At 66.3% G+C, this 15,526-nt stretch carries 16 protein-coding genes; 9 read left to right on the forward strand and 7 right to left on the reverse strand.

What is annotated here, in order from left to right:
• Positions 1-2 precede the first annotated feature (2 nt).
• The 3 genes from G0A00_RS13720 to G0A00_RS13730 form a co-directional block, all read right to left on the reverse strand.
• A complete protein-coding gene (locus tag G0A00_RS13720; protein WP_164184816.1) occupies positions 3-425 on the reverse strand; it encodes a hypothetical protein in 423 nt (140 codons plus the stop codon).
• Between the two features lie 71 nt (positions 426-496).
• Complete coding sequence (locus G0A00_RS13725; RefSeq protein WP_203595380.1) at positions 497-1,969, reverse strand: alkaline phosphatase; 1,473 nt, start codon at positions 1,967-1,969, stop codon at positions 497-499.
• Between the two features lie 238 nt (positions 1,970-2,207).
• Complete coding sequence (locus G0A00_RS13730; RefSeq protein ID WP_164184818.1) at positions 2,208-3,380, reverse strand: ROK family transcriptional regulator; 1,173 nt, start codon at positions 3,378-3,380, stop codon at positions 2,208-2,210.
• Positions 3,381-3,568: 188 nt separating this feature from the next.
• On the opposite strand from G0A00_RS13730, the gene G0A00_RS13735 reads away from it, so the two are divergent.
• From G0A00_RS13735 to G0A00_RS13750, 4 genes are all read left to right on the forward strand, one after another.
• Positions 3,569-4,585 carry a sugar ABC transporter substrate-binding protein gene (locus G0A00_RS13735; RefSeq protein WP_164184819.1) on the forward strand — a complete coding sequence of 339 codons (1,017 nt, stop codon included), beginning with the start codon at positions 3,569-3,571 and terminating at the stop codon, positions 4,583-4,585.
• Positions 4,586-4,703: 118 nt separating this feature from the next.
• Positions 4,704-5,774 carry an ABC transporter permease gene (locus G0A00_RS13740; protein WP_164184820.1) on the forward strand — a complete coding sequence of 357 codons (1,071 nt, stop codon included), beginning with the start codon at positions 4,704-4,706 and terminating at the stop codon, positions 5,772-5,774.
• Complete coding sequence (locus tag G0A00_RS13745) at positions 5,771-6,553, forward strand: ATP-binding cassette domain-containing protein (protein WP_164184821.1); 783 nt, start codon at positions 5,771-5,773, stop codon at positions 6,551-6,553. Before G0A00_RS13740 ends, G0A00_RS13745 begins: the two co-directional genes overlap by 4 nt.
• A 221-nt stretch (positions 6,554-6,774) precedes the next feature.
• Positions 6,775-7,818: an L-idonate 5-dehydrogenase gene (locus G0A00_RS13750; RefSeq protein ID WP_164184822.1), complete on the forward strand. Its 1,044-nt coding sequence runs from the start codon at positions 6,775-6,777 to the stop codon at positions 7,816-7,818.
• Here the strand turns inward: G0A00_RS13750 and G0A00_RS13755 are convergent.
• Genes G0A00_RS13755 through G0A00_RS13770 form a run of 4 tightly spaced genes read right to left on the reverse strand, consistent with a single transcriptional unit; the run spans position 7,815 to position 11,258 of the window.
• A complete protein-coding gene (locus tag G0A00_RS13755; RefSeq protein ID WP_164184823.1) occupies positions 7,815-8,648 on the reverse strand; it encodes a metal ABC transporter permease in 834 nt (277 codons plus the stop codon). The genes G0A00_RS13750 and G0A00_RS13755 overlap by 4 nt on opposite strands.
• Positions 8,645-9,499 (reverse strand): metal ABC transporter permease, encoded by an 855-nt coding sequence (locus G0A00_RS13760; protein WP_066107343.1) that lies wholly within the window; start codon positions 9,497-9,499, stop codon positions 8,645-8,647. The genes G0A00_RS13755 and G0A00_RS13760 overlap by 4 nt, the downstream gene beginning before the upstream one ends.
• Positions 9,496-10,359, reverse strand: coding sequence for a manganese/iron ABC transporter ATP-binding protein (locus G0A00_RS13765; protein ID WP_164184824.1), 864 nt, complete (start codon positions 10,357-10,359; stop codon positions 9,496-9,498). The genes G0A00_RS13760 and G0A00_RS13765 overlap by 4 nt, the downstream gene beginning before the upstream one ends.
• Positions 10,356-11,258, reverse strand: a complete 903-nt coding sequence (locus G0A00_RS13770; protein ID WP_164184825.1) for a metal ABC transporter substrate-binding protein — start codon at positions 11,256-11,258, stop codon at positions 10,356-10,358. The genes G0A00_RS13765 and G0A00_RS13770 overlap by 4 nt, the downstream gene beginning before the upstream one ends.
• 167 nt (positions 11,259-11,425) lie before the next feature.
• Here G0A00_RS13770 and G0A00_RS13775 point away from each other — a divergent pair, with 167 nt between their 5' ends.
• From G0A00_RS13775 to G0A00_RS13795, 5 genes are all read left to right on the forward strand, one after another.
• A complete protein-coding gene (locus G0A00_RS13775) occupies positions 11,426-11,848 on the forward strand; it encodes a Fur family transcriptional regulator (protein WP_164184826.1) in 423 nt (140 codons plus the stop codon).
• A gap of 142 nt (positions 11,849-11,990) precedes the next feature.
• Positions 11,991-12,785: a uracil-DNA glycosylase family protein gene (locus G0A00_RS13780; protein WP_164184827.1), complete on the forward strand. Its 795-nt coding sequence runs from the start codon at positions 11,991-11,993 to the stop codon at positions 12,783-12,785.
• Between the two features lie 29 nt (positions 12,786-12,814).
• Positions 12,815-13,375 (forward strand): hypothetical protein, encoded by a 561-nt coding sequence (locus G0A00_RS13785; RefSeq protein WP_164184828.1) that lies wholly within the window; start codon positions 12,815-12,817, stop codon positions 13,373-13,375.
• Positions 13,376-13,396: 21 nt separating this feature from the next.
• The gene (gene moaB, locus G0A00_RS13790; protein ID WP_164184829.1) at positions 13,397-13,939 is read left to right on the forward strand and encodes a molybdenum cofactor biosynthesis protein B; all 543 of its coding nucleotides are present in this window, start codon (positions 13,397-13,399) and stop codon (positions 13,937-13,939) included.
• 108 nt (positions 13,940-14,047) lie between these two features.
• The gene (locus G0A00_RS13795) at positions 14,048-15,526 is read left to right on the forward strand and encodes an efflux RND transporter periplasmic adaptor subunit (RefSeq protein WP_164184830.1); all 1,479 of its coding nucleotides are present in this window, start codon (positions 14,048-14,050) and stop codon (positions 15,524-15,526) included.

The following is a 15,526-nucleotide window of genomic DNA, read 5'->3' on the forward strand; positions in this document are numbered from 1 at the left end:
GATCAGCCGTAGCTGGCGTCGGTGAGGCGCATCATGCTGAGGAACCCGGTCTCTGGGTCTTTGTAAGCCCCGAGCTCCAGCACGCCGCTGGTGACGATTTTCACATTGAAGGGCGTCACATCGACGATGCGCTTGGTGTAGACCGCGACGATGTCATTGGGCCATTCGGCCTCGGTCTCGCAGAAGGGGCAGACCGCCATGGGCATCTTGGTGAGCACGAAAAACCGGCTCTCGGCCTTCAGCGGCGGCGCCATGAACCCTTCGACCGTCAGGCGCTTTCCGGCGCTGGTCTTGGCGAGGTCCGAGAGGCCGCGGCCCTTGGCCTGATAGAGCTCGCGCACTTTCAGCGGGTCTTCGGCGGCGGCAGCGGTGGCAATGAAGGGTGTGGCGAGGGCGGAGGCGATGAGCCTGCGGCGGGTCAGCATTGGGGTACCTATCGGTCGGAACGGCAGCGGGGGCGGTCAGTGCCGCCCCCGCCCAGCATATCAGATCAGGGTCACTCGGCGGCGACGGCGTGGTTCATCACGTGGAAGATCACGTTCTGCTCGATGGTGCCGTCGAAGAGATGCGACCAGGGGCCCTTGGCGTAGACGGCGACGTCTTCACCCGAGTGGCTTTCCGACGACTTGGGGATCAGCGCCTGCTGCACGTAGTCGATGTCGGTCGCCTCTTCTTGGGTTACATCGGGGCGCGAGCCGGAGTAGTCGTTCTCGCCTTCGCCCTTGGTCAGCACCGAGCCGGCACCGTTGAGGTAGCCCACCACGGTGTAGGGCTTGCCATCATCGGCCAGCACCAGCTCGTCCGAGTGCATCTCGCCGGTCTTGGCGACGTCGTAGCACAGACCCTCGATCGGGGTGCCGCGGCCGCAGTAGCCGTTGAAGGCAATCGAGTGCTCGTGGTCGGCGGTGACGATGATCAGCGTGTCGGCGTCATCGGTCAGCTCGTCGGCCATGGCCACGGCGTCGGCGAAGGCCATGCCGTCGATCATCGTGCGCTTGGCGTTGCCGGCGTGGTTGGCGTGGTCGACGCGGCCCGCTTCGATCTCGAGGTAGTAGCCGTTGTCGTTCTTCGACAGATACTCGATCGCCGCCTTGGTCATGTCGGCCAGCGAGGGCTCGTCATCGTCGGCGCGGTCGGCTTCGTATTCCATGTGGCTGTCGTTGAACAGCGCGAGGATCGGGGTCTCGCCGTCGAGGTTGAGGCCGCTGAAGGTCTCGGTGTTCCAGGCGTATTGCGTGCCCTTGCCGGTGGCCTGCTCGATCAGGTTGACGCCATCGGGACGGCGGCCGTTGCCGCCCTCGTCGAGGGTCACATCTTCACCGGCGAAATAGCGACGACCGCCGCCCATGGCGAGATCGACGACACCCGCGTCCATCTGGTCGATCAGCTGGGCCGCGATGTCTTTCTGCGCGGTGCAGCCCTCGGGCACTTCGCCTTCCCAGTTGCGGTTGGCGGTCTTGGCGTAGACGCCCGCCGGGGTGGCGTGGGTGAGGCGCGCGGTGGAGATCACGCCAACCGATTTGTCCATGCCGGTGACGATCTCGGCGAAGGTGGTCAGCTCGTTGCCTGCCACGGTCGCGCAATCGTCGTGGATCGCGTCGCCGCCGAGGTTGATCAGGTTGAAGCGCTGCTTGACGCCGGTGTTCATCGCGCCCGCGGTGGGGGCCGAGTCCGGGGTCTGGGCGTTGATGTTGTAGGTCTTCACCAGCGCGCTGTGGAAGTCGGGCGTCTCATAGGGCAGCACGTGCTCTTCGCCGAGTTTGCCTTCTTGCTGACCGGCATAGAGGCGGGTGGCGTAGTTGGTGCCCACGCCGTTGCCGTCGGCAACCAGCAGGATGACGTTCTTGGCACGGCCGGTGTTCACTTCGCGGTTGATGATCGCCTGAATGGCGTCCTGACCGGCGGTGAACCAGGCGTCATTGGCCTGCGAGATGTCCTGAGCGCTGGCGGTACCAGCGGCGAGGATCATGGCGAGAGAGGTGGTGGTGAAGATCGTTTTCACGACTGTGACGCTCCGAAGTTCGGGGGGCAGAGCCCATTGCACGGTTGAGGGTGTCGGGCGCTTCAGACATGACGCGGATAACAGCCACGTGATGGTTTCGTGACACCTCTGCGACAGTTCGCGCCCGTCCCGCCCATGTCCTGCACAGCTGTGCGGTTTGTCGTCTGAAAGCGGCGGCGGAACGTCCGCGCTTTTGGGAAAAATGCTACTGAAAGAAGTACTGCGCGTAGATCGGCGTGCAGCCTGCGCCGAGGGCGCGCGCGTTGGCGCCAACCTGTGCCGCTTCGGGGCGGGGGGGCAGCATGCCGCGAGTGTCGAGCCTCTCGAGCGCGTCGCGGGTGCGCGTCACCACCCGGTCGCGCACGTCAGCGGGCATGGCTCCGTCGATCAGCGCCACTTCGAAGTCCATCACCGAGCCGATCGAGCGGATCGCATGCGCCAGCGCATCGCCGGTGCGGTCCACCCAAGGGCCGATCTGCGCCTCGAAGGCGCGCCAGTCCTGCGGCTGCGTCCAAAGCGCCGTGGCATCAAGCCCGTCGGCGACGATCGCCGCCTCCAGAAGATAGAGCGAGGCGGCGTCGATCAGCGGCAGTTCCCCTCCCTCGGGCGCAGGCACGCGCAGCGATCCGAAAGCACCCGCGTTGTTATGCGCGCCGACGGTGACGCTGGAATTCAGCACCACGCCGCCGCCGATGAAAGACCCGATAAAGAAATACGCGTAGTCGCCGAACTCGCGCCCGCGGCCAAAGACATGCTCGGCGCGGCAGGCGGCGGTGCCGTCGTTTTCGGTGAAGAGCGGCAGCTCCGAGGTCTTGGCGATCTCTTCCTGCACGTTGATTTCCGCCCAGACGCTGAAATCCACCGGCGCGCCAAGCACCTCGGTCCAGCTCCAGATCTCCGAGGGCGCGGCGATGCCGATGCCGCAGAGGCGCTCGCGCTGGTAGGCGCTCAGCCCGTGCGACAGCTCGTCCATGCCAGAGGCGAGATAGGCGAAGATCTCGGCGGGCATGGGGTAACGGTAGGTGGTCTGCGACTGGCCGAGCACGTCGCCGAGCAGGTTCATCACCACCAGATCGGCGGAGCGGCGCCCGATCTTCAGGCCAAACGACAAAGCCGCATCGGGGTTGAGCGTCATCGGCACCGACGGCTTGCCGACCCGCCCGCGCTTTGGTTCGCCGCGCAGCAGGAATTCCTCGGCCTCGAGCTTGCGCAGGATGTTCGACACGGTCTGCGCCGACAGCCCGGTGTGTTTGGCGATGTCGCTGCCCGGCAGGGCGCCATAGCGTTGGATCAGCGACAGGATCAGCCGCTCGTTATGAGCCCGCACGCCGATCTGATTGGCGCCGTCGCTGAGCTTGCGGATCTCGCAGATGTCCATGGCCCGCTCTCCTCCGGGTCTCTTTCTCTTGGGCCCCAGACTACCCGCTCTGGTTAATAAATCAATTTTAATTATTTATTGACGCAAAGTCAGAATCGACGGTATCAACATGGGCAATCCGTTGGAGGACGGAGAGTTTCACGGCGGCCAACGTGCCGCCACACGACCCAGAGGGAGGAGGAGACCCCATGAAGAAGCTGATTTCCGTCAGCGCGTTCGCGCTGCTCGCATCCACCGCCGGTGCCTTTGCACAGGAGGGCGGCAGCGCCTGCCTGATCACCAAGACCGACACCAACCCGTTCTTCGTGAAGATGCGCGAGGGTGCCGCCGCGAAGGCCGAGGAACTGGGCATGACGCTCAACTCCTATGCGGGCAAGGTCGACGGCGACAATGAGACTCAGGTGGCAGCGGTCGAGACCTGCATCGCCAATGGCGTCGACGGCATTCTGATCACCGCGTCCAGCACCTCGGCCATCGTGCCGTCGATCCAGCAGGCGCGCGACGCGGGCATTCTGGTGATCGCGCTCGACACGCCGCTCGACCCCATAGACGCCGCCGATATGACCTTCGCCACCGACAACTATCTGGCCGGTGAACTGATCGGGCAATGGGCCGCCGCCAAGCTTGGCGATGCTGCCGCCGATGCGCGTGTGGCTTTCCTCGATCTCGACGTCAGCCAGCCCACCGTCGGCGTGCTGCGCGATCAGGGCTTCATGAAGGGCTTTGGCATCGACACCAAGGACGAGAACAAATGGGGCGATGAGGATGACAGCCGCATCGTCGGTCACGACGTGACGCAGGGCAACGAAGAGGGGGGCCGCAAGGCGATGGAGAACCTTCTTGCCACCGACCCGATGATCAACGTCGTCTATACGATCAACGAGCCCGCCGCTGCCGGTGCCTATGAGGCGCTGAAGGCAATCGGACGCGAGGGCGACGTGCTCATCGTCTCGGTCGATGGCGGCTGCCCGGGGGTGAAGAACATCGCTGAGGGCGTCATCGGAGCCACCTCGCAGCAATACCCGCTGCTGATGGCGTCGAAGGGCATGGAGGCGATTGCCGCCTACGCCAAGGACGGCACCAAGCCCGAGGCGACCGAGGGTAAGAACTTCTTCGATACCGGCGTGGCGCTGGTGACCGATCAGCCCGTCGAGGGCGTCGAGTCGATCTCAGTCGAAGAGGGCACGGACCTCTGCTGGGGCTGATCCCTGACGTTTGCGGCCCGCGCGACAACCGCGCGGGCCGCAGACAACCAACCGCAACCCGTGCGCGCATTGGCCGGTGAGGGGCCTGAGGCGCGCAAACGCGAGAGGAGGGCGCGACATGGCCGAAGCGGACAGATACGAAGACGTGGTCCGAACCCGGAGCGACGAAAAGTTCGCCGAGTTCGAGGACAGCGGAAAGGGCCTCTGGGGGCGCTTTCACGAGCTTCTGCACACGACCCCGGCCATCGTGCCGCTGATCGTGCTGATCGGAGCCTGCGTGGTGTTCGGGCTGGTGCTCGGCTCGAAATTCTTCTCGCCCTTCGCGCTGACGCTGATCCTGCAACAGGTGCAGATCGTCGGCGTGCTGGCCGCGGCGCAGGCGCTGATCATCCTGACTGCGGGCATTGACCTCTCGGTCGGGGCGGTGGCGGTGCTCTGCTCGGTGATCATGGGGCAGGTGACCTTCCGCTACGGCGTGCCTGCGGTGCTCGCCGTGCCCATCGGCCTTGCCTGCGGCACCGCCATCGGGGCGATCAACGGCTGGCTGGTCAGCAAGGTCAAACTGCCGCCGTTCATCGTCACGCTTGGCATGTGGCAAATCGTGCTGGCGGTGAACTACCTCTATTCCGCCAACGAGACGATCCGCGCGCAGGACATCGAGGCGCAGGCCCCCTTCCTGCAGTTCCTCGGCACGAAGTTCAGCGTCGGCGGCGCGGTCTTCACGCTGGGCGTGGTGCTGATGCTCGGTCTCGTTCTGGTGCTGGCCTATGTGCTGCGCGCCACCGCTTGGGGCCGTCATGTCTATGCCGTGGGCGACGATCCCGAAGCGGCGCAATTGGCGGGCGTCGACTGGCACCGCACGATCATGTCGGTCTACATGCTGGTCGGCTTCATCTGCGGGCTTGCAGGCTGGGTGATGATCGGGCGCTTCGGGTCTGTGTCTCCTTCCGCCACCACCGGCGTCATCGGCAATATTCAGGCGATCACCGCCGTGGTGATCGGGGGCATCTCGCTCTTCGGTGGGCGCGGCTCGATCCTCGGGGCTTTCTTCGGGGCGCTGATCGTCGGCGTGTTCGAACTGGGCCTGCGCATGGGCGGGGCCGACCCGCAGTGGACCTATCTTCTCATCGGTGTGCTGATCATCGCCGCCGTGACCGTGGACCAATGGATCAGAAAGGTGACGGCATGAGCCAGAAACCCGTTCTCGAAGGCCGTGGCCTTGTTAAGCGCTACGGCAAGGTAACCGCTCTGGACCATTGTGATTTCGACCTGATGCCAGGGGAAATCCTCGCCGTCATCGGCGACAATGGTGCCGGCAAATCGACGCTGATCAAGGCCCTTTCGGGGGCCATCCAGCCCAACGCCGGAGAGATCTTCCTCGAAGGCCAGCCGGTCAGCTTCGCCTCACCCAACGATGCCCGCGCCGAGGGGATCGAGACCGTCTATCAGACCCTCGCCATGTCTCCGGCGCTGTCGATCGCCGACAATATGTTCATGGGCCGCGAGTTGCGGATGCCGGGAGTGATGGGCTCGGTCTTCCGGAAACTCGACAAGCGCAAGATGGAGGAATTTTCGCGCCAGAAGCTGGCGGAACTGGGCCTGATGACGATCCAGAACATCAACCAGCCGGTCGAGACCCTGTCGGGCGGCCAGCGGCAGGGTGTGGCGGTGGCGCGTGCAGCGGCCTTCGGCTCGCGCGTGGTGATCCTCGACGAGCCCACCGCAGCGCTTGGGGTTAAGGAAAGTCGGCGGGTGCTCGACCTCATCCAAGAGGTGCGGTCGCGGGGCATTCCGATCATCCTGATTTCGCACAATATGCCGCATGTCTTCGAGGTGGCGGACCGGGTGCATGTGCACCGGCTGGGCAAGCGGCTCTGCGTGATCAATCCCAAAGAGCACAGCATGTCCGACGCGGTGGCCTATATGACCGGCGCGGCGGTGCCCGAAGGGGTGGCCGAGCCCGCCTGAGCGCGGGACGGCATCCGCAACTGACCTGCGAGGGGGCGGCGAAAGGCGCCCCCTTGTTGCGTCTTGCGGGTTCCCGCGTTTCGCCTTGAAACCTCGCGCGCCGCCTGTCTAGCTGGAGCCGAGGAACGGCGCACCCGCGCCAGTGAGGAGACCCCATTGATCATGACCGATGCCAAGACGCCCACCGCCCATTTCGTGACGCAGCGCGGAGGGGGGCGCTGATGGACGCCGTCGTCATCCACGCGCCGAAGGATCTGCGGCTCGACACCATCTCTGCGGCTCCTGCGCCCGGTCCCGGTGAGGTGCGCATCGCGGTGAGCCATGGCGGCATCTGCGGCTCGGACCTGCACTATTACCTGCATGGCGGCTTCGGCACGATCCGCATCCGCGAGCCCATGGCACTGGGGCATGAGGTCTCGGGGATCATCACCGATGTCGGCGCGGGGGTCAGCGGCCTGTCGGAAGGCGACAAGGTGGCGATCAACCCGTCGCGGCCCTGTGGCGACTGCGAATACTGCCTGCGCGGCATGGCCAACCACTGCCTCGACATGCGCTTTGCCGGGTCGGCCATGCGGATGCCGCATGTGCAGGGGTTCTTTCGCGCGCAGTTGACCCTGCCTGCGCGGCAGGCGGTGCTGCTGTCGCATGGCGCCGATCTGGCGCTCACCGCCATGTCAGAGCCGCTGGCGGTCTGCCTGCATGCGGTGCGGCAGGCGGGCAGCCTGATTGGCAAGCGGGTGGCGGTTTCGGGCTGCGGTCCCATCGGCTGCCTGACCATCGCCGCGGCGAAACTGGCCGGGGCCGAAGAGATCATCGCCACCGACATTTCCGCCGCCGCGCTGGAGGCCGCCCGCACCATGGGCGCGGACCGGGCGCTGAACATCGCCGAGCATGAGGGCGCGCTGAGCCCTCTACAGGCGGGCAAAGGGCAGGTCGATGTGGTGTTTGAATGCTCCGGTGCGCCGGTTGCGGTGGGCGCGGCCTGCGCGATCCTGCGCCCGCGTGGAACGCTGGTGACCGTGGGCCTTGGCCCCGAGACGCCGCTGCCGATGACCGTGATCGTCTCCAAGGAACTGCGCCTGATGGGCAGCTTCCGGTTCGATCCCGAGTTTGCCACGGCGGCGCGGCTGATCGACAGCGGGCGGCTCGACGTCAAACCGCTGCTCACTGGCGTGCTGCCGGTGGCGCAGGCGCAGGAGGCGTTCGAGCTTGCCGCCGACAAGACCCGCGCGATGAAGGTGCAGATCGCCTTTCCCGCGCCCTAACCCTGTGCCGACGCCCGGCGTGTCAGTGCGATGCGCCGGGCCAATGCCAGAAGGAACATCCCCGACAGGATCAGGATGATCGTCGGCGCAGGCGCGCTGTCGAGGTGAAAGCTGAGATAGGTGCCCGCCAGCATCGCACAAAGGTTGGCAAGGCTCGCCACCAGCATCATCCGCCCAAAGCTGCGCGCCAGCAGAAAGCCGATGGCACCCGGTGCGATCAGCAGACCGACGGCGAGGATCAGCCCGGTCGCGGTCAGCGTCGCCACGATGGTCAGCGAGATCAGCGTCAGCAGCCCATAGTGCAGCAGCCCGACCCGCAGCCCGCTCGCCCGCGCCTGTGCCGGGTCGAAGGCGAAAAGCAGCAGGTCCTTCCACTTCAGCAGCAGCGCGGCACTCACGCCCAGCGAGATCAGCCCGGCGGTCCAGAGGTCCTCGGCCCCCACGCCCAGCATGTTGCCAAAGAGGATATGGTCGAGATGCACATTGGTGTGGACCTGCGTGTAAAGCACGATCCCCAGCGCGAACATGCCCGAGAAGACCACGCCCATCACCGTGTCCTGCTTCACCCGGCTGTTGCCCGCAAGAAACCCGGTGGCCAGCGCCGTCACCATGCCTGCGGCAAAGGCCCCGAGGATCAGCGGCAGGTTCAGCACATAGGCCAGCACCACACCGGGCAGGATCGCATGGCTCACCGCGTCGCCCATCAGCGCCCAGCCCTTGAGCACCAGAAAGCACGACAGCAGCGCGGTCGGCAGCGCCACGATGGCGCAGATCGCAAAGGCGTTCTGCATGAAGGGGAATTGAAACGGCAGGGTCAGGCTCTCGATCATGCCGCCTCCTCCAGCGCCGCGCGCGCCTTGCGCCGCGCCGCCAGCCGTCCGTGCTTTGGCGCGAAGGTGAAGGCCAGCAGGAAAATCGCCGTCTGCAGCAGCACGATGATCCCGCCGGTGGCCCCGTCAAGGAAGTAGCTGAGGTAGGCGCCGGCAAAGCTGGTCAGCGTGCCGATCGCCACCGAGGTGAGGATCAGCCGCGGAAAGCGGTCGCAGAGCAGATAGGCGGTGGCCCCCGGGGTCACCACCATGGCCACCACCAGAAACGCTCCGACGGTCTGCATCGCCGCCACCACGCAGGCCGACAGCAGCATGAAGAACAGCGCCTTCAGCAGCCCCGGCCGCAGCCCGATCGAGCGTGCGTGGCTCTCGTCGAAGAACACCACCATCAGGTCTTTCCACTTGGCCAGCAGCACCGCCAGCGAGACCACGCCAATGATCGCCAGTTGCGCTGTGTCCTGCGGCGTGATGGCAAGGATATTGCCCATGGTGATGGTCTGGATCGACACGGCCATCGGGTTCACCGAGGCCATGAACAGGCCAAGCCCGAAGAACGAGGTGAAGATCAGCCCGATCACCACGTCGCTCTTCAGCCCCGAACGGTCCGACAGCAGCAGCATCGCCGCCGCTGCCAGCCCGCCCGACAGGAACGCTCCAAGCGCGAAGGGCAGGCCGAGCATGTAGGCGCCCGCCACGCCCGGAACCACAGAGTGCGAGAGCGCGTCGCCGATCAGCGACCAGCCCTTGAGCATCAGGTAGCTCGAAAGAAAGGCGCAGACCGCCCCCACAAGCGCCGAGACCCACATGGCGTTGGTCATATAGCCGTAGGTGAACGGCTCCAGCAGGCTCATTCCTGCGCCTCCCGTTTGGCCCGGCGCGTCTCGCCGCCATAGCGCACCAGCGGCCGTTCGTCGTCGGTGAGGATCGAGACACGGCGCGGGTCTTCGTCGTCGTGGAGATCGGCGCCTTCGATGGTGAAATGCCGCAGCACCCCGCCAAAGGCCTCTTCCAGCGCGGCGCGGGTGAAGGTGGTCTCGGTCGGGCCATAGGCGAGCACCGTGCCCTTGACCAGAACCGTGCGGTCGCAGAACTCTGGCACCGTGCCAAGGTTGTGCGTCGAGACCAGCATCACCCGGCCCTCCGCCTTCAGTTCGCGCAGCAGCGCGATGATCTGTTCCTCGGTCTTCACGTCGACGCCGGTGAAGGGCTCGTCGAGCAGGATCACCTGACCCTCCTGGGCCAGCGCACGGGCGAGGAAAACGCGCTTTTTCTGCCCGCCCGACAGTTCGCCGATCTGGCGGTGACGGTAGGCGGTCATATTGACCCGCGAGAGCGCCGCTTCGACCGCCGCGTGATCCGCCGCCGACGGGCGGCGCAAGAACCCCATATGGCCGTAGCGGCCCATCATCACCACGTCCTCGACCAGCACCGGAAAGGACCAATCCACCTCTTCGGACTGCGGCACGTAGGCGACGAGGTTGCTCTTCAGCGCCTGTTTCACCGTCTGGCCGAGCAGGCTGATCTCGCCCTTTGCCACCGGCAGGAAGCCCATGATCGCCTTGAACAGCGTCGACTTGCCGGCCCCGTTGACGCCGACCAGCGCGGTGATCGTGCCGCGAGGCACCTCGAAACTGGCGCCGCGCAGCGCGGTGTGGCCGTTGCGATAGGTGACGGTGACGCCCGTGACCGCGATGCCTTCGGCGCGGCTCATCGCGACAGACCCTGCGCCAACCCGTCTGCGATGGTCTCCGAAGTGACCCGCAGCAGGTCGAGATAGCTCGGCACCGGTCCGCCGGGCTCGGAGAGGCTGTCGACGTAAAGCACGCCGCCATAGCTTGCGCCGGTTTCCCGCGCCACCTGCTCGGCGGGGCGGGTGCTGACGGTGCTTTCGCAGAACACCGTGGGGATATCGTTATCCCTTACCCCGTCGATCACCGCGCGCACCTGCTGCGGCGTGCCCATCTGGTCGGCGTTCATCGGCCAGAGATAAAGCTCCTTCATGCCGAAATCCCGCGCCAGATAGCTGAAGGCGCCTTCGCAGGTGACCAGCCAGCGCTGCGCCTCGGGGATCTGCGCCACCGCATCGCGCAGCGGCTCGAGCGTGGCGCGCAGCTTGGCCTTATAGGCCTCGGCGTTGGCCTCATAGACCGCCGCGTTCTCAGGGTCCTGCGCGGCAAAGGCTTTGGCGATATTGTCGATGTAGATCTGCGCGTTCTCCAGCCCCATCCACGCATGCGGATTGGGTTTGCCCTCATAGGCGCCGGCGGCGATGGGGATCGGGTCGATGCCTGTCGTCAGCGTAACAGAGGGCACGTCCCGCAGGTTCGACAGAAACTGTTCGAACCACAGCTCCAGATTCAGCCCGTTCCACAGGATCAGATCGGCACCCTGCGCCCGCACGATGTCGCGCGGGGTGGGGGCATAGCCATGGATCTCGGCGCCGGGCTTGGTGATCGAGACCACATCGGCGGCGTCTCCGGCGACCTGTGCCGCCATGTCGGCAAGCACGGTGAATGTGGTGACCACCTTCATCTTCTCTGCCGCCGCGCCCCCTGCGCTGGCAAGGGTACAGGCGGCGGTGCCGAGGATCAGCGCAAGACGGGACGGCATGGGAACTCCTTTGGCTCTGTCGTGTGAATGTAAATGCGAGGCATTCGCATTAGTCAATGGGTAATGCGAGTCGTTCTCATTTGCATTACCTTCAGGGGGCACGCCTCCACGCTGTTGCCACGTCCCGGGGCAGGGGATAGAAAACCGCCCTGAACAGGAGTTTGCCCATGTCATCGGTCGCACCGGATTTTGCACAGGCCCTGCGCGATGCGGGGCTGCGCGTCACGCAGCAGCGTATGATCGTGCTGTCGGTGCTGATGCAGGCCGAGGATCATCCCAATGCCGACGAGCTTTTCGCGCGCACCAAGGTGATCGACGGCTCGGTCTCCTTCGCCACGGTCTACCGAACGCTGTCAGCACTGGAAGAGGCCGGGCTGATCCGCAAGCTGAGCTTCGAAGACGAGCCCGCGCGGTTCGAGCTGACCCCGGCGGCAGAGCATGACCACCTTGTGGATGTGGACACTGGCGAGGTGATCGAGATCGAATGCGCCGAGATCGAGCGCCTGCGCCGCGAATTGGTCGAACGCCTCGGCTATGAGATCATCAGCCACAGCACGCTGATCCGTGCCCGCAAGAAGCCCCGCTCGTGACGTCCGGGACGATGGCCCGGTCCTTCATTGTTCCGCAAATACGCAAGGTGCCGCTTCGGCCAGAGGTAACGCCATGCGTATTTTGAGAACAATGAAGTCAGGGGAGATTTGCTCTGCCCGCGGGCTCGGCTAGGGTCGCATCATGGATTCGGGGATGGATTGGCACTGGGCCCGCGCTGCGCTCGACTGGCAGGTCGAACTGGGCATCGACGAGGCGATCGGCGAGACGCCGGTGGACCGCTTTGCGCATGAGGCGGCGGAGCAGGCGGCGCGCGGCGCGCCTGCGGCAGGGCCCGAGCCAAAACCCGGTGCCGCGGCGACGCCAATGGCCGAGCCCGAGGGGCCTGATCCGGTGGATCTCGCGCGCGAGGCGGCGCGGGGCGCGGGCAGTCTCGAGGGGCTGCGCGAGGCCATGGCGGGTTTCGAGCATTGCGAGCTCAAACGCGGTGCGCGCAACCTCGTCTTTTGCGATGGGGTGCCCGAGGCGCGGGTGATGATCATCGGCGAAGCGCCGGGACGCGAGGAAGACCGGCAGGGCAAGCCCTTCGTCGGGCGCGCCGGGCAGTTGCTGGACCGGATGCTCGGCGCCATCGGGCTGAGCCGCGCCGAGTCGGTCTACATCACCAATGTTCTGCCCTGGCGTCCGCCGCAGAACCGTGATCCGCGGCCCGATGAGATCGCCATGATGACGCCCTTCCTGACCCGGCACATCGAGCTGGTTGATCCCGATCTTCTTGTGATCATGGGAAACATCTCCTGCGACGCGCTGCTTGGCAAGCGCGGCATCACCCGGTTGCGTGGCAAATGGACCGAAGCGGCGGGCCGTCCCGTGATGCCGATGTTCCACCCTGCCTACCTGCTGCGCCAGCCGGGCATGAAGCGCCACGCATGGGCCGATCTGCTGGAGCTTCAGGCCAAGCTCAAGGCGCTGGGGTGATGCGCCCGGCGGCGTGGCGGGGGCGCGTCTTGGCCGGGGTTCTCTGCGGGATGCTCTGGTGCGGGCTCGCGGGGCCGCTGCGCGCCGAGCGCGGCTTTGCACCAGAACTTGATGCGCTTTTCGAGAAGCACGCCGCCGAGATCGCGACGCCATCGCCGGGCACCCAGGTGCTCGAATTGCCGGGGCCGGTGATCCTCACCCGGCGCAGCGGCGCGGTCGTCCGGGCCGAAGATCAAAGCGGTTATGGCCGCGCGGGCTGCGCCTTGCAGCGGCTTGTCGAGATCACCGCCGCCGTGCAGCTTTGCCCCGAGCTTCTGAGTGCCGCCGAGCGCGACCGGCTGGCGACACTGCTGATGAGGGCCGCCGCGTTCGCCGGTCGGAACACCTATCCGCCGCTGCCCGAAGAGGCGCGCCGCGCGGCGCTGATGACCGAGCTTGCCGCCGCTCGGCAGGCGCAGCCGGGGGTCTGTCCGACGCCCGAGGCCGATTGGGTGCGTTTCGCCCGCAGCCTCGCCACGGATGGCGCCGCCCGCCGCTTTGAGCGCATCTTTTCGGTGCCGCGCCTGCCGCTGGCGCAGCCCTGTCCCTGATCTTTAGATACCGGAGGCCGCATGAGCCGCATCGACGAAACCCGAGAGTTCATTCCAGTGCGCATTGCGGTGCTGACGGTGAGCGACACCCGCAGTCTTGCCGAGGACCGCTCCGGCGACACGCTGGTCGTGCGCCTGACCGAGGCGGGGCATAAGCTGGCAGATCGCGCAATCGTGAAGGATGACCGCGAGGGCATCGCCGATCAGCTGCGGGTCTGGATCGCCGATCCCGAGGTGGATGTGATCCTGTCGACCGGGGGCACCGGGCTCACGGGCAGGGATGTCACCGTCGAGGCGCACCGCGACGTCTACGAGAAAGAGATCGAAGCCTTTGGGACGGTCTTCACTCTTGTTTCCATGCAGAAAATCGGCACCTCTGCGGTGCAGTCGCGAGCCACGGGCGGGGTTGCGGGGGGCACGTATCTCTTCGCGCTGCCCGGCAGCACTGGGGCGTGCAAGGACGCATGGGACGAGATCCTGCGCTGGCAGCTCGATTATCGGCACCGTCCCTGCAACTTTGTTGAGATTTTTCCGCGCCTCGACGAGCATAAGCGGCGGAAATGACGCGCGCCCGCGTATCCTTGTCATGGCTTTCCTTGTGCTTGGGCTCGGGCATAAGGTGATATCAGCCAGACAGGGGGGCGATGCCCCTCGATTTCGCGGGACGTTCATATGCGGTTTCTTCGGCGGAGCCTGACCGGGCTCTTTCTCCTTTCGCTGACGCTGGGCCTGCTGGTCTGGGCCGGGCTGCTGGTGCGCGATGCCGTGCAGGCGCGGCTCAGCGATACGCCGCGCATTCCGCAGGCGCGCGAACGGGTTTTTGCGGTGAACGTGGTGGAAGCGCGGGAAGGCAGTGTTTCGCCAGAGATGACTGCCTTTGGCGAGATCCAGAGCCGCCGCATGCTGGAGCTTCGGACCGCGGTGGGCGGCACGCTGATGGAACTGGCGCCTGAGTTTGTCGAGGGTGGGCGCGTCGCGGCGGGCACACTGCTGGCGCGGATCGACCCGGCGGACATGCAGGCGGAACTGGAACGGACGCAAAGCGCGCTGGAGGATGCCGAGGCCGAGCGCCGCGAGGCGATCCGCGCGGTCGAGCTGGAAAAGGATGCGCTTGCGGCCGCCGAGGAACAGGCTGAGCTGCGCCAGCGCGCCTACCAGCGGCAGGCCGATCTGCAATCGCGCGGCGTGGGCACATCGGCGCTGGTGGAAGAGGCGGAGCTTTCCGCCTCCTCGGCGCGGCAGGCGGTGGTGACCCGCAGGCAGGCGCTGGCGCAGGCCGAGGCGCGGGTGGACCAGAGCACCACCGCGCTGGCGCGCGCGCGTATCGCGCTTGACGAGGCGCAGCGGCGGCTCGACGAGACGGAAATCCGCGCCGAGTTCGATGCCCAGCTCGAGGATGTCTCGGTGGTGGCTGGGCGCCGGGTCTCGGCCAATGAACAGCTGGCGACGCTGGTGGACCCGCAGGCGCTGGAGGTGGCCTTCCGCGTCTCGACCCAACAGTATCTGCAACTGCTCAACGCGTCCGACCGCCCGCGCGAACTGCCGGTCACGGTGACGCTGGATTTCTACGGCGCCTCGGTCAGCAGCGCCGGGACGCTCACCCGCGAGGGGGCGGCGGTCGGCGAGGGGCAGACCGGGCGCCTGCTCTTTGCCTCGCTGGAGACCCCGCGCGGCTTCAAGCCCGGGGATTTCGTCACCGTGAAGATCGCCGAGCCAGCGCTCGAGCAGGTGGTGCGCCTGCCTGCGACCGCGCTCGGGGCCGATGGCGATGTGCTGGTGCTCGACGCCGAACAGCGGCTGGAGGCGCTGCCGGTGGAACTGCTGCGGCGGCAGGGCGACGAGGTGATCGTGCGCGCTGCGGCGCTGGACGGGCGGTTGGTGGTGTCCGAGCGCACGCCGCTTCTGGGTGCGGGGATCAAGGTTCGGCCCCTGAGCGCCGAGGCGTCGGCGGGCGGCCCAAGCGGGCCCGATGTGACCTCTGAGGCGGCGATGCTGGAACTCAGCGCCGAACGCCGCGCGCGGCTGGTCGCCTTCATCGAAGGCAACAGCGGCATGCCGGCGGAGGCCAAACAGCGGCTCTTGGCGCAGATCTCGGAACCCAAGGTGCCCGCGCAGGTGATCGAACGGCTCGAAGCGCGGATGGGAGGCTGA

Source organism: Salipiger sp. PrR002, from assembly GCF_010500775.1.
GTDB lineage: Bacteria > Pseudomonadota > Alphaproteobacteria > Rhodobacterales > Rhodobacteraceae > Salipiger.

Bases quoted from the DNA above. Each gene is read 5' to 3' on its own strand.
- G0A00_RS13720 (WP_164184816.1), bottom strand. From the start codon at position 425: ATGCTGACCCGCCGCAGGCTCATCGCCTCCGCCCTCGCCACACCCTTC.
- G0A00_RS13725 (WP_203595380.1), bottom strand. From the start codon at position 1,969: ATGATCCTCGCCGCTGGTACCGCCAGCGCTCAGGACATCTCGCAGGCC.
- G0A00_RS13730 (WP_164184818.1), bottom strand. From the start codon at position 3,380: ATGGACATCTGCGAGATCCGCAAGCTCAGCGACGGCGCCAATCAGATC.
- G0A00_RS13735 (WP_164184819.1), top strand. From the start codon at position 3,569: ATGAAGAAGCTGATTTCCGTCAGCGCGTTCGCGCTGCTCGCATCCACC.
- G0A00_RS13740 (WP_164184820.1), top strand. From the start codon at position 4,704: ATGGCCGAAGCGGACAGATACGAAGACGTGGTCCGAACCCGGAGCGAC.
- G0A00_RS13745 (WP_164184821.1), top strand. From the start codon at position 5,771: ATGAGCCAGAAACCCGTTCTCGAAGGCCGTGGCCTTGTTAAGCGCTAC.
- G0A00_RS13750 (WP_164184822.1), top strand. From the start codon at position 6,775: ATGGACGCCGTCGTCATCCACGCGCCGAAGGATCTGCGGCTCGACACC.
- G0A00_RS13755 (WP_164184823.1), bottom strand. From the start codon at position 8,648: ATGATCGAGAGCCTGACCCTGCCGTTTCAATTCCCCTTCATGCAGAAC.
- G0A00_RS13760 (WP_066107343.1), bottom strand. From the start codon at position 9,499: ATGAGCCTGCTGGAGCCGTTCACCTACGGCTATATGACCAACGCCATG.
- G0A00_RS13765 (WP_164184824.1), bottom strand. From the start codon at position 10,359: ATGAGCCGCGCCGAAGGCATCGCGGTCACGGGCGTCACCGTCACCTAT.
- G0A00_RS13770 (WP_164184825.1), bottom strand. From the start codon at position 11,258: ATGCCGTCCCGTCTTGCGCTGATCCTCGGCACCGCCGCCTGTACCCTT.
- G0A00_RS13775 (WP_164184826.1), top strand. From the start codon at position 11,426: ATGTCATCGGTCGCACCGGATTTTGCACAGGCCCTGCGCGATGCGGGG.
- G0A00_RS13780 (WP_164184827.1), top strand. From the start codon at position 11,991: ATGGATTCGGGGATGGATTGGCACTGGGCCCGCGCTGCGCTCGACTGG.
- moaB (WP_164184829.1), top strand. From the start codon at position 13,397: ATGAGCCGCATCGACGAAACCCGAGAGTTCATTCCAGTGCGCATTGCG.
- G0A00_RS13795 (WP_164184830.1), top strand. From the start codon at position 14,048: ATGCGGTTTCTTCGGCGGAGCCTGACCGGGCTCTTTCTCCTTTCGCTG.